Origin of the sequence: Mesorhizobium sp. M0243 (assembly GCF_040321775.1) — a bacterium.
Taxonomy (GTDB): domain Bacteria; phylum Pseudomonadota; class Alphaproteobacteria; order Rhizobiales; family Rhizobiaceae; genus Mesorhizobium.
The window spans coordinates 17,773-30,205 of record NZ_JAMYSF010000027.1 but is presented as its reverse complement, the minus strand read 5'-3'; the positions used below and the strand labels follow the sequence as shown (position 1 = coordinate 30,205).

Below are 12,433 nucleotides of genomic sequence, written 5' to 3'. Positions count from 1 at the left end.
TTCTCAGGCGCGTCCGGCGGCTGCCGGCATCAGCCCGTCGATAAAGTCCTGTCCGGCGTCGTAAGGATGCCTGATCCGGACGGTGTAGTTCTGTCCCAGTTTGCCGAACTCGCATACGAACAGCGTCTTGCCCCGTGCGCTGAGACGCGCCTGGGACTGGGCCGTTTCCTCGAATTCGATGACGTCGCCGATTTGGAAACCGGCGAGCTCGCCGAGCGTCAGCCGCGCCAGCGGCATCGTGGCCTCGAGCGCCACGGTGGAGCGCATCACCTCTTCCGAAAAGCGGGCGCGCCAGCTGGGGCCGTGATCGTCGTCGCTGACAGAAACGGCTCCGTCGCGGCTGGCCAGCACGACGCGCTGCGGCATCGTCACCGTGACGGTGCCACTATCGGCCGGCGTCGAGATGCCAAGCACGATACGGATTGCCGCGCCATCGCGCAGCACATACCGCTTCGCCTCGGTGCCGGACATTGCTCGCGGCGCGGGCAGGCGCAGGTCGAGCGAGCGCTTTCCCGATCCGTTGAGGGCCTGCGCGACCTGCTGGAACACCATGGTCGAAACATCGATTTCGATCTGCGACAGATCGCGTTCGATCGGCGATGCCGGCAGATCCGGGTCGCCGCCGAACAGCGTGCAGACCATGATCGCGATCGCCGGAGCATCGATCACCAGGGTCATCGCATCGGAGGACGCCGACGAGCCGATCACGGTCATGGCAAACGTGTCGCCGGCACGCGAACGCGCCTCGGGAACGCGGCTGACCTCGATCGCTTTGAGTTCGACGACGACCGGAACGCCAAGCTCGCTGGTCAGGCTTTTCTGCAACAGCGGTACGGCGCGTTCGGCCATGGCGCGGCCTGCGTCGATGACCTGCGCGGCCTCGCCGCTGTCACCGACCAGACGCTCGATGATCAGCGAACGCGCTTCCGCTGGACTGCCCAGGCTGGTCATGACAGTGCCGGGACCGATCTGTCGTGCATCGTTCAGGCGGCCTTCTTTTCGACGGTGCCGGTATTCATCGTGCTCTGCTCGACGGCGTCGATCGTCGGCCGTTCATAGGACGAGATGGTCTTGCGGCCGAACTCGATCGCCACCTGCGGCAGCGCACCGTTCATGTAGGCCAGCAGCGTCTGCTTGACGATGATATAGAGGCGGTTCTTCTTCTCGCGCACTGTCTTGATCTTGGTGGCGACCGGCCCGACCACCGAATAGGACAGGAAGATGCCGAGGAACGTTCCGACAAGTGCGGCACCAATCAAACCGCCGAGGATTTCAGGCGACTGGTCGAGCGCGCCCATCGCCTTGACCACGCCGAGCACGGCGGCGACGATGCCGAGCGCCGGCAAGCCGTCGCCCACCGCCACCAGCGCGTGATAGGCCTTCATCTTGTCGGACCTGATGGTCTGGATTTCTTCGTCCATCAGCGCCTCGATCTCGTGCGAGCGGGCATTGCCGATGATGATGATACGGCAGTAGTCGCAGATGAAATGCGTCAGGTCGTGGTTATGCAGCACGGTTGGGAACGCCTGGAAAATCGCCGACTCTTCCGGATTGTCGATATGCGCCTCGACTTCGCTGCGGGATTTCGAGCGCAGCTCGCGCATCAGCGAGTGCAGCACGCCGAGCGTCTCGAGATAGTCCTGTTCCTTCGGCACCGCCTGCTTGAAGGCTTCGAGGATGCCCTTGCCGGTGTCCTTGACCGTCTTCATCGGATTGGCGACGAGGAAGGTGCCAAAAGCCGCACCACAGATGATCACGGCTTCCCATGGCTGAATCAGCACATGAAGATGGCCGCCCATGGCCATGAAGCCGCCAAGGACGCAGCCGAGCGTTACCACCAGTCCAATCAGAATGCCCACGATAGGTCCTTCCGCATTTCACATCAGGAGCTAGGGATAGTCCCCGTGCCTTGTGTGAGGCTTGAATCGAGGGCTTGGAAGCGATTCAGTTTCGCGCAAGGAAGTAGGGGTATTGTGCCGGCATAGCTTCGGCCGGAGGCACGTCTTTGCTCAATACCTTTACCAGCTATCAGCTCATCACCAAGGACATTTCAAAATCGATCGACAGGATCGAGCAGCAGCCCGTGGTTGATCGCGACACCAAATATTATCTCGCGAATATCACCAAGGTGAAATCGATCGACGATTTCGTCAAAAACGACCGTTTGTTCAAGTATGCCATGAAGGCCTACGGGCTGGAGGACATGGACTACGCCAAGGCCTTCATGGTCAAGGCACTCAAGGAAGGCGTCTCCGATCCCGACAGCTTCGCCAACAAGCTGACCGACAAGCGCTACGCCGAATTCGTCAGCGCCTTCAACTTCGCCGCCAACGGCGCCGATGCGACCATCTACAACAAGACACAGCAGTTGGTGACCAAGAACTATGCCACCCAGGCGCAGATCGCCGGCCTCGATCCCAATTCGGCCTATGTGAAGGGCGAGACGACATACTATCTTGCCAACATCACCAAGGTGAAGTCGATCGACGATCTGATGTCGAACAACCGGCTCTACACATACGCGCTGGCGTCATTCGGTCTCGATTCGGCGACGGAGGACAAGGATCTCATCAAGCGGGTTCTGCAGGGCGGCGTCCGCGACCCCGACAGTGTCGCCAACAAGATGACGGACAAGACCTATGCCGCGCTTGCCTCCGCCTTCAACTTCGAAGCCTATGGCGAAAACACCACCACCATCAATCCGGCGCAGCAGCCGACCGTCGACAAATACATGCGCCAGACCCTTGAGGAGGATGCCGGTCAGACCAACCAGGGCGTGCGGCTGGCGCTTTACTTCGATCGCAAGGCCCCAACCATCACCAGCTGGTATGACGTGCTGGCCGACACCGCGCTTGCCAGTGTCGTGCGCACCGTGCTCGGCCTGCCCGATTCCTTCGCCACCGCCGATGTCGACAAGCAGGCGCAGCTGTTCGAGCAAAAACTCGACATCTCGGATTTCTCCGACCCCGAAAAACTCGGCAAGTTCCTGACGCGCTTCACCAGCATGTACGAGATCAACCACCCGACTTCATCGGCCGTCGCCTCGGTCAGCGTGCTGTTTGCCCAGCCACTCACCGTCGGCATCTCCACCGACCTGATGATGGCGATGCAGAAACTGAGGTTCTGAGACCATCATGCGGGACAGCCTGTACGTCGCCCTTTCGTCGCAGATCGCGCTTGAGCGGCGCCTCGACACCATCGCCGACAACGTCGCAAACGCCTCGACGATCGGCTTTCGCGCCACCGGCGTGAAGTTCGAGGACGTCGTCTCCGGCACCGGGCAGAAATCGGTATCCTTCGCCTCCCCGGGCAAGACCTACCTTTCCGGCGCTCACGGTGCCTTAAGCGAGACCGGCAATCCCTTCGATTTCGCCGTCCAGGGCGATGCCTGGTTCGCCATAGAGACGCCGGTCGGCACCGTCATGACCCGCGACGGACGCTTTTCAATGAACGAGAACGGCGAACTGATGTCGATCGAGGGCCACCCGGTGCTCGATGCGGGCGGCTCGCCGATCCAGCTTGACCCCCGCAACGGTCCGCCCAAGGCCGGGGCTGATGGTTCGTTGCGCCAGAACGATCAGCTTGTCGGCTCGATCGGTCTCTACAATTTCGATCCGGGCGCGAACTTCGTCCGCTACGGCAATTCCGGCATCGTTCCGGCACGCACCCCGGAGCCTGTCACCGATCGCTCGGATATCGGCGTTGCCCAGGGTTTTCTCGAAGAGTCCAATGTCAATCCGGTGCTGGAGATCACCAGGCTGATCATGGTCCAGCGCGCCTTCGAGAACACCGCCGCCCTGATGCGGCAGACCGACTCGTCCACCGACGAGGCGATCAAGACGCTCGGCTCGAAATAATCCATGTCGCTCGACCAGCCATCCCTGCGCGCACTCGAAAGACAACTGCAGCCGGCGCCGGAAGACCGGCTTGCCGCGCTGGAACGGGTCTGGCGGCGTTTCGCCGACGCCGAGGCGCTGCTCAAGCGCGGCGGCCGCGTCATCGAAGTCACGCCCACGCACTACAAGGTGCACGGCCTTTCCGGTTTCGCCAGGCTGGGCGACATCGTCGAGCAGCGCGGCCATGCCGGTGCGCGCCGCGGCGAGATCGTCAAGATCGGCCGCGACGAGGCCGTCGTGGCGCCCTTCGAACGCAGCGCCGATTCCGGCATCGGTGATGCCGTGTTCCGCCGCGGTCCGCTCGTGGTGGCGCCGCATGCCTCGTGGCGCGGCCGCACCATCGACGCACTCACCAGGGTCATCGATGGCGGCCCGCCACTCGCCCGGGGAGACGACACGACGCGCGGCGCCCAGACGACGCCGGGGGCCATGGCGCGGCAACGCGTCGGCACTGCCTTCATGACCGGCGTCAAGGTCATCGATATCTTCACGCCGCTCTGCTTCGGCCAGCGCCTCGGCATCTTTGCCGGCTCCGGCGTCGGCAAGTCGACGCTGCTCGCCATGCTCGCCGGCGCCGACGCATTCGATACCGTCGTGGTGGCGCTCGTCGGCGAACGCGGCCGCGAAGTCCGTGAATTCCTCGAGGACACGATCGGCGACAGCATGGCCAAGACCGTCGCCGTCGTCGCCACCAGCGACGAAAGCGCCATGATGCGCCGGCGTGCGCCAGACACCGCCATGCGCATCGCCGAGCACTTTCGCGACCAGGGGCATCGCGTTTTGCTGGTGCTGGATTCGATCACCCGCTTCGCTCACGCCCTGCGTGAGGTGGCGACGGGAACCGGCGAGCCGCCGGTCGCGCGCGGTTATCCGGCCTCGGTGTTCACCGAACTGCCCAAGCTGCTCGAACGCGCCGGGCCGGGTACGGAAGGCAAAGGGTCGATCACCGCCATCATTTCCGTGCTGGTCGACGGCGACGATCACAACGACCCGGTCGCCGATTGCGTGCGCGGCATCCTCGACGGCCATGTCGTGCTCGATCGCACGATCGCCGAACAGGGTCGCTATCCCCCCGTCAACCCGCTGTCCTCCATATCGCGGTTGGCCGGAAAGGCCTGGAGCGTCGAACAGCGCGCGCTGGTGACAAGGCTGAAGTCGATGATCTCGCGCTTCGAGGACACGCGCGATATCCGGTTGCTTGGGGCCTATCAGGGGGGCGTCGATGCCGAACTCGACATCGCCGTGCGCCAGGTGCCGCTGATCTATGAGGCGCTGACGCAAGCGCCGAAGGATCGCCCGTCGGCCGACCCTTTCTCCGATCTCGCCCGCCACCTCAAGAGCAAGCTGAACGCCGATGCCGGAGACTGAACGCGAATATACCGAGCGCATCCTGCGCGACATGATCGCCGAGGCCAATGCCGTGGAGCAAGCCGAGGCTGACGAAACGAGAACCGCCAAGGCAAAGGCTGCCCGTACCATCGCAGCGAAAGCCGAGGCCGTTCTGGCCAGAGCCGTCAAGCCAATCCTGCCACGGGCTGGCAAAGCCGATCCTGATCTGGCCAGGCCCGTCGAACCCGCTCTGCCCCGGGCTCCCCGGGCGGTGGCTGCCGAGATGACGCAGGCCAGCCGCGACTCGCTGATCGACGGGCTGTTCCCGCGCACCGAATGGCCGCAGCCGCCAAAGGCACCGTTTCCCCGACTGAAGAAGAAGTCCGACCGACGCAGCGATTTCGTCATAGCCGCGCTCGGCATCACGCTCGGCCTGATCTGCGCCCTGTTTCCCTGGTACATCTTCTTCAACCAGGATCAGTTTGGCGTCCAGGCGATGAAGTTCGGCGGCACCGGCTCCAATTCCGGGCGAGCGGGCGGCGGCGTGGTCGCCGAACGCAGCGCGCCGCTGACGGCAAAGGATATTCCCGCGGCCAATCTCGATCTTCTTGCCACGGGGACGGTGCGGGATGATGCCAATCCCGCAGCCGCACCCGACGAGCAACCGTTTCCGGCCGACGCGGCGAAATTCCGCATGGTTCATGTCGCCAACGGCCGTGCCATGATCCAGGACGACGCTGGCCTCTGGATCGTCCAGCGCGGCTCGATACTGCCTGACTCCAGCCAAGTGTCCTCCATCGAGCAGCGCAACGGCAAATGGGTCATGGTCACCAGTGCCGACCGGGTAATCGAACTCTCCAGATAAACGATCTCCGGCTTCCGGCCATCCGCAAGGCCCGCGCAAGACTGGCGGCCTAGTCTCTGGGTACCTGCTCGGAGATTCCCATGGAGCCCGTTTCCCTTTTCGACCTCGCCGCCAAGCAAGCGCAATGGCTGGCCGTGCGCCAGTCGGCAGTCGCCGGCAACATCGCCAATGCCAACACGCCGGGTTATACGGCAAACGACGTCGAGCCATTCGAAAAGGTGCTCGACCGCGCCGCCGTATCGCTGCAGGCCACCCAGGCCGGCCATCTCGGCAATGCAGCGACCAATGCCGGCTTCACCATCAAGCCGCAGGAGGATGACGGCGTCGTCATGCCGTCCAAGAACTCGGTCGTTCTGGAAGACCAGTTGCTGAAAGCCGGCGAGGTGCGCCGCTCCTTCGAACTCAACACGGCGATCGTCAAGGCTTTTCATACGATGATGATGATGGCGGTGAAGAGCTGACCATGGACGCACTGACCGCAGCCCTCAAAGTCGCAGCATCCGGCCTCGGCGCCCAGTCGGAGCGCCTGCGCGTGGTTTCCGAAAACCTCGCCAACGCCCAGTCGACCGGCACCGCGCCCGGCTCCGATCCTTATCGCCGCAAGACCATCAGCTTCGTCTCCGAGCTTGACCGGGCCTCCGGCAGTTCAACTGTTGCAGTGAACTCGATCGATCGAGATCCCAGTGACTTTCCAGTCGAGTTCCAGCCCGGCAACGAGGCCGCCGACGAGAAGGGCTATGTCAAGATGCCCAACGTCAACGTGCTGATCGAAATGGCCGACATGACCGAGGCCAATCGCTCCTACGAGGCCAACCTTCAGGTGGTCAAGCAGGCCCGCGACCTGATTTCCATGACCATCGACCTGATGAGGAACCAGTAATGATCAGCGGTATCGGAGCGCTTCAGTTCAAGCCGTCGATCGGCGGCGACGACGCGGCCACAAGCCTGCTCCAGGGCGGCGCGGCACCCTCGGCCGGCGGCAATGTCGGCACCTCCTTCGCCGAGGCGCTGAGCCAGGCAGCCTCCAAGACCGTCGACACGCTGCAGAATGCCGAGCAGGTATCGTTGCAGGCGCTCAAGGGCGACGCCGACACCCGCCAGGTGGTCGACGCCGTGATGAGCGCGCAGCAGGCGCTTCAGACCGCCGTCGCCATCCGCGACAAGGTGGTTTCCGCCTATCTCGAAGTCAGCCGAATGGGCATCTGAGGATTCCGCCATGAAAGCACTCGCCATCGCCGCCACCGGCATGAATGCCCAGCAGACAAATCTGGAAGTCATCGCCAACAACATCGCCAACATCAACACCACCGGCTACAAGCGCGCCCGTGCCGAATTCTCCGACCTGCTCTATCAGGTCGACCGCACGCAAGGCGTGCCCAACCGCTCCAACGCCTCGCTGGTGCCGGAGGGCGTCTCGATCGGCCTCGGCGTCAAGACGACGGCCGTGCGCAACGTGCACACCCAGGGCGAACTGACCAGCACCGGCAACAGTTTCGACCTGGCGCTGACCGGCAGGGGCTGGTTTCAGATCGAGGGTGCCGACGGCGGCACGCTCTACAGCCGCGCCGGAGCTCTCAACACCAACGCCACCGGCCAGTTGGTGACGGTCGACGGCGCTGCCGTCATTCCGGCAATCAATGTCCCCGTGGATGCCGTCGAGGTCATCGTCAACAAGACCGGCCAGGTCTTCGCCCGCATCGACGGCCAGACCGACCTGCAGAACCTCGGTCAGCTTCAGATCGCCAATTTCGCCAACGAGGCCGGCCTGGCGCCGCTCGGCGACAATCTGTTCCAGGAAACCACGGCTTCGGGGCCAGCCAATGTCGGCGTGCCTGGCGATCCCGGCTTTGCCACCATCCAGCAGGGCTATCTCGAAGCCTCCAACGTCGACCCGGTCAAGGAAATCACCGAGCTGATCTCGGCGCAGCGCGCCTATGAGATGAACTCCAAGGTCATCCAGGCCGCCGACGACATGGCCTCCGTGGTCTCCAAGAACATCAGGTAAAGCATGATGTCGACGCCCGGCCTCCTGTCCGCATTCCGCCGCACCGCGCTCGTCCTTGCGCTGGTGACCGGCGGCCTGCCGGCTTTTGCCCAGGAGTCGGCCAACCAATCGGCCACCCAGATCGCCAGCAATCAAGCTGTCGGCGAGGTGGTGCTTATTCCGAGCCGGGTTATCTATCCCGGCGAGACCATCAACCTGGCTGCCCTGAAACAGGTCACCCTTATCGTCGGCAAGCACAAGCCGGAGGCGGTCGCCACACGGGTCGAGGAACTGGATGGCAAGGTTGCCAAGCGCACGCTGCTGCCCGGCCGCTACATTCCCTCCACCGCGATCCGCGAGGCCTGGCTGGTCGAACAGGGTGCTTCCGTGCAGATCTTCTTCATCGCCGGCGGGCTGACGATCTCGGCCACCGCCGTGACGCTGCAGCCGGGAGCCGCGGGCGACCTCGTCAAGGTTCGCAACATCGACAGCGGCAAAGTCCTGTCCGGCACCGTGATGGCGGATGGAACCATCCAGGTCAGCGCTTCATGATGCGCGGGCTTACCCTGATACTGGCAGCCGTGCTTGGCCTGCAGCCGGCGCTGGCCGACGGCTTGACGCCGAAGGCCAAGCGTGAGCTCGCCGCCAAGAATGGCGGCGTCTACAACGATCCCGAATATGATCCGGCCACCACCAGCCGCATGTTCCGGGTTTCGACCGGGCCGAGTTCGCTGCCGCCGGGCCAGGTCGCCTCGCGCATCAAGGACATCGCCCAGCTGCAGAGTTCGCGCGACAATCAGCTCGTCGGCTACGGCCTGGTCATCGGCCTTGCCGGATCGGGCGACAGCCTGCGCAACTCGCCATTTACCGAACAGTCTATCCGCGCGATGCTCGAAAACCTCGGCATCGCCACCGAAGGCGGCAGTGCACGTGCCAAGAATGTCGCCGCCGTCATCGTCACCGCCAACATGCCGCCCTACGTGCAGTCGGGCGCCCGCATCGACATCGACGTCTCCTCGATGGGCGACGCGACCTCGCTTTCCGGCGGCACGCTGATCATGACGCCGCTGAAGGCGGCGGACGGCGAGATCTATGCCGTCGGCCAGGGCTCGGTCATCGTGTCCGGCTTTACCGCCCAGGGACAGGCCGAGCAACTGACGCAAGGCGTGCCGACCTCCGGCCGCGTGCCGAACGGCGCCATCGTCGAGCGTGCTGTCCAGGCCGAGTTCGACGATCAGGCGATCCTGACGCTGCAACTGCGCAATCCCGATTTCTCGACCGCTATCCGCATCGCGGACGCCATCAACGATTACACCGGCCAACGCTTCGGCATGCGGGTGGCGGCAGAGCGCGATTCGCGCACCGTTCAGATCAGAAGGCCGAAGGGTGTCTCGGCGGCGCGCTTCTATGCCGAAATCGAGAATTTGGTGGTCGAATCCGACACGCCGGCTCGTGTCGTCATCGACGAGCGCACCGGCACCATCGTCATCGGCAATGACGTCAAGATCTCGCGGGTCGCCATCAGCCACGGCACGCTCACCGTGCGCATCACCGAAGCGCCGCGCGTCGTCCAGCCCGAGCCCTTCTCCAAGGGCGAGACCGCCATCGAACCGTTCACCGCCATCGACGCCAGCCGGCCCGACGCCCGCGTTGCCGTGCTTGACGGACCCGATCTCCAAACCCTCGTTTCCGGCCTCAACCGCCTCGGGGTCAAGCCGGACGGCATCATCGCCATTTTGCAGGGCATCAAGTCGGCCGGGGCCCTGCAGGCCGACCTGGTTCTGCAATAGGCGATGCCGATGACGCGCTCCTTCCCACGCCATGACGGCAGACACCGCAAAGCCGCGATCCTGCTCGCGACCGCTATTCTCGCGGCTCTGCCCTTTGCCGGCGACACCGCACGCGGCGAGGAGACGGTCCGCCAGGTCCTGCCGGGGGCACCGGTGGCAGCGGCGCCGCGGCAATTGACACGGGAAAAGGCGCCGGACCAAAGCGAGATCGAGCGCTTCTGCTCAAACATCGCCGACGCCGCCCGCGACCGCCGCTATGTCCTGCAGGCGGAGGAACTGAAGCAGCTCCAGGCCGGCATTGACGAGCGCATGAAAGCTCTCGATGCAAAGAAAGCTGAATACGAGACCTGGCTGAAGCGGCGCGAGGTTTTCCTGGCCCGGGCCGAGGACGGCGTCGTCCAGATCTACGCCGGTATGAAACCCGACGCCGCCGCCGAGCGGCTGGCCATCGTCAACGCCGATCTGGCTGCGGCCATATTGATGAAGCTCGATTCACGCAAGGCGAGCGTCATCCTCAACGAAATGGACCAGAAGGCGGCGGCGACGCTCACCGGCATTATGGCCAGCGCAGCCCGAAGGGTAGATCCGTCATGATCCGGAAAATGCTTGTCCTGTGCGCGGTCACCATGCTGTCGGGTTGCGGAACCAACCTCAAGGAGGTCGGCAGGGAGCCGGCTCTGTCCCCGGTCGGCTCCGGCATCGATGGCGGCAGCACCGGCTCCCTCTATCGCTATCCGCAAACGCCGCCCGCGCCGGTCAAGAAATTCTCGTTGTGGGACGACCGCCAGAGCCGGCTGTTCACCGACCCGCGGGCGCTGTCCCAGGGCGACATCCTGACGGTCAAGATCAAGATCAACGATCGGGCCAACTTCAAGAACCAGAACGACAGGAGCCGCACCGCCAATCGCAAGCTCGGTTACGACCTCAGCGCGCAGTGGGACAAGTGGAGCACCGCCGGCAAGGGCGCTGGGGCTCTCAGCTCCACCACGGACACGACTGCCGACGGCGAGATCAAGCGCTCGGAGACGCTTGAGCTCAATGTCGCGGCGATCGTCACCGATGTGCTGCCCAACGGCAATCTGATGATCACCGGATCGCAGGAAGTGCGCGTCAACGCCGAGCTCAGGGTGCTGACGCTCGCCGGCATCGTGCGGCCGGCCGATATCGGCGCCGAAAACACCATCCCCTACGAACGCATCGCCGAGGCCCGCATCTCCTACGGCGGACGCGGTCGCATCACCGAGGTCCAGCAGCCTGCCTACGGCCAGCAGATTCTCGACCAGGTTCTTCCGTTCTAGGATCGGAGCAGGGCGCCGTGGCAAATATCGAACAGGTTCAGCCACGCAAGGGTCCCTCCCCTGCCATCCAGGCCGGCCTGCTGCTGCTTGTGACGGCGGCCGCCATTGGCATGGGCTGGATGTCCGGCGGTTATCTCAAAGGCGTTGGCGCACCGGCTTCGGTACCGGTCGCGCCTGAGAACGAAGGCAAGATCATGCAGCCCGCCGCGGCCGAGCAGCCAGGCCTGGGCCCGATGCTTGTCGTGCTGGCGCCGATCACCACCAACATCGCCTCGCCTGCCGGCACCTGGATCAGGATGGAGGTGTCCATCGTCTATGACGCGCCGCAGCCACAGGCAATGTCGGATGACATCCACCAGGACCTTCTGGCCCTGGTGCGCACGTTGAAGATGCATCAGATCGAGGGCGCCAGCGGCTACCAGCACCTGAAGGCCGACCTCGAAGACCGCGCCGCGATCCGCAGCCAGGGTCACGCCAAACAGGTACTCATCAGGACATTGCTGCTCGAATGAGAAAACTCCTTCTCGCCACGGCCATGATCGCCGCCGCCACCTCCATCGCGGCGGCCCAGCAACTCGATCTCGGCGGCATCGGCAAGGCTGACGGCACCACCGTCGGCTACATCATCCAGATGTTCGGCCTGCTGACCGTTCTGTCGGTGGCGCCAGGCCTGCTGATCATGGTGACCAGCTTCACCCGTTTCGTCATCGCCTTCTCGATCCTGCGCGCCGGCATCGGCCTGCAGTCGACACCGGCAAACCTCATCCTGATTTCGCTGTCGCTGTTCATGACCTTCTATGTCATGGCGCCGACCTTCGATCAGGCCTGGAACACCGGCGTCAAGCCGCTGATGGACAACCAGATCACCCAGACCGAAGCCTTCGACAAGATTTCGGACCCGTTCCGCACCTTCATGCTGCACAATGTGCGTGACAAAGATTTCGACCTCTTCGCCGACCTCGCCCGCGAGCGCGGCCAGACCGTTTCGCGTGACACCGTCGACCTGCGCATCCTGGTGCCGGCCTTCATGATCTCGGAGATCCGGCGCGGTTTCGAGATCGGCTTCCTGATCGTGCTGCCATTCCTGGTCATCGACCTGATCGTGGCCACGATCACCATGGCGATGGGCATGATGATGCTGCCGCCGACAGTGGTGTCGCTGCCGTTCAAGATCCTGTTCTTCGTCCTGATCGACGGCTGGAACCTGCTTGTCGGCAGCCTGGTGCGCTCCTTCAACTGATCCTGCCGCGCCGGCTCGAAATCCCAGCAAT

General features: G+C 63.9%; 16 protein-coding genes. 14 read left to right on the top strand and 2 right to left on the bottom strand.

Going from position 1 to position 12,433, the window contains the following annotated elements:
- Positions 1-3 precede the first annotated feature (3 nt).
- Positions 4-951 carry a FliM/FliN family flagellar motor switch protein gene (locus tag NKJ11_RS27020; RefSeq protein WP_128304925.1) on the bottom strand — a complete coding sequence of 316 codons (948 nt, stop codon included), beginning with the start codon at positions 949-951 and terminating at the stop codon, positions 4-6.
- Between the two features lie 32 nt (positions 952-983).
- Complete coding sequence (motA, locus tag NKJ11_RS27015) at positions 984-1,859, bottom strand: flagellar motor stator protein MotA (RefSeq protein ID WP_027038260.1); 876 nt, start codon at positions 1,857-1,859, stop codon at positions 984-986.
- A gap of 146 nt (positions 1,860-2,005) precedes the next feature.
- Here motA and NKJ11_RS27010 point away from each other — a divergent pair, with 146 nt between their 5' ends.
- The 14 genes from NKJ11_RS27010 to fliP all read left to right on the top strand — a co-directional run bounded on the left by NKJ11_RS27010 (position 2,006) and on the right by fliP (position 12,402).
- Positions 2,006-3,127: a DUF1217 domain-containing protein gene (locus NKJ11_RS27010; RefSeq protein WP_023809997.1), complete on the top strand. Its 1,122-nt coding sequence runs from the start codon at positions 2,006-2,008 to the stop codon at positions 3,125-3,127.
- Between the two features lie 7 nt (positions 3,128-3,134).
- Positions 3,135-3,857 carry a flagellar basal-body rod protein FlgF gene (gene flgF / locus NKJ11_RS27005; protein WP_352794703.1) on the top strand — a complete coding sequence of 241 codons (723 nt, stop codon included), beginning with the start codon at positions 3,135-3,137 and terminating at the stop codon, positions 3,855-3,857.
- 3 nt (positions 3,858-3,860) lie between these two features.
- Positions 3,861-5,264 (top strand): flagellar protein export ATPase FliI, encoded by a 1,404-nt coding sequence (gene fliI / locus NKJ11_RS27000; protein WP_128304923.1) that lies wholly within the window; start codon positions 3,861-3,863, stop codon positions 5,262-5,264.
- Positions 5,251-6,090: a hypothetical protein gene (locus NKJ11_RS26995; RefSeq protein WP_128304922.1), complete on the top strand. Its 840-nt coding sequence runs from the start codon at positions 5,251-5,253 to the stop codon at positions 6,088-6,090. The genes fliI and NKJ11_RS26995 overlap by 14 nt, the downstream gene beginning before the upstream one ends.
- An 80-nt stretch (positions 6,091-6,170) precedes the next feature.
- Positions 6,171-6,551, top strand: a complete 381-nt coding sequence (gene flgB, locus NKJ11_RS26990; RefSeq protein WP_127257833.1) for a flagellar basal body rod protein FlgB — start codon at positions 6,171-6,173, stop codon at positions 6,549-6,551.
- A gap of 2 nt (positions 6,552-6,553) precedes the next feature.
- Positions 6,554-6,970, top strand: coding sequence for a flagellar basal body rod protein FlgC (gene flgC / locus NKJ11_RS26985; protein WP_013529797.1), 417 nt, complete (start codon positions 6,554-6,556; stop codon positions 6,968-6,970).
- Positions 6,970-7,296, top strand: a complete 327-nt coding sequence (gene fliE, locus NKJ11_RS26980; RefSeq protein WP_127290400.1) for a flagellar hook-basal body complex protein FliE — start codon at positions 6,970-6,972, stop codon at positions 7,294-7,296. The genes flgC and fliE overlap by 1 nt, the downstream gene beginning before the upstream one ends.
- Before the next feature lie 10 nt (positions 7,297-7,306).
- The gene (flgG, locus tag NKJ11_RS26975) at positions 7,307-8,095 is read left to right on the top strand and encodes a flagellar basal-body rod protein FlgG (RefSeq protein WP_013529795.1); all 789 of its coding nucleotides are present in this window, start codon (positions 7,307-7,309) and stop codon (positions 8,093-8,095) included.
- 3 nt (positions 8,096-8,098) lie between these two features.
- Entirely contained in the window at positions 8,099-8,626 is a 528-nt protein-coding gene (gene flgA / locus NKJ11_RS26970) for a flagellar basal body P-ring formation chaperone FlgA (RefSeq protein WP_352613306.1), read from the top strand.
- Entirely contained in the window at positions 8,623-9,864 is a 1,242-nt protein-coding gene (locus NKJ11_RS26965) for a flagellar basal body P-ring protein FlgI (protein WP_023810004.1), read from the top strand. Before flgA ends, NKJ11_RS26965 begins: the two co-directional genes overlap by 4 nt.
- A gap of 9 nt (positions 9,865-9,873) precedes the next feature.
- Entirely contained in the window at positions 9,874-10,458 is a 585-nt protein-coding gene (locus NKJ11_RS26960) for a MotE family protein (RefSeq protein ID WP_502905820.1), read from the top strand.
- A complete protein-coding gene (gene flgH, locus NKJ11_RS26955; RefSeq protein WP_127257844.1) occupies positions 10,455-11,162 on the top strand; it encodes a flagellar basal body L-ring protein FlgH in 708 nt (235 codons plus the stop codon). Before NKJ11_RS26960 ends, flgH begins: the two co-directional genes overlap by 4 nt.
- 17 nt (positions 11,163-11,179) lie before the next feature.
- Positions 11,180-11,674 carry a flagellar basal body-associated FliL family protein gene (locus NKJ11_RS26950; protein WP_352733656.1) on the top strand — a complete coding sequence of 165 codons (495 nt, stop codon included), beginning with the start codon at positions 11,180-11,182 and terminating at the stop codon, positions 11,672-11,674.
- Positions 11,671-12,402 carry a flagellar type III secretion system pore protein FliP gene (gene fliP / locus NKJ11_RS26945; protein WP_128304917.1) on the top strand — a complete coding sequence of 244 codons (732 nt, stop codon included), beginning with the start codon at positions 11,671-11,673 and terminating at the stop codon, positions 12,400-12,402. Before NKJ11_RS26950 ends, fliP begins: the two co-directional genes overlap by 4 nt.
- The last annotated feature ends 31 nt before the right edge of the window (positions 12,403-12,433 follow it).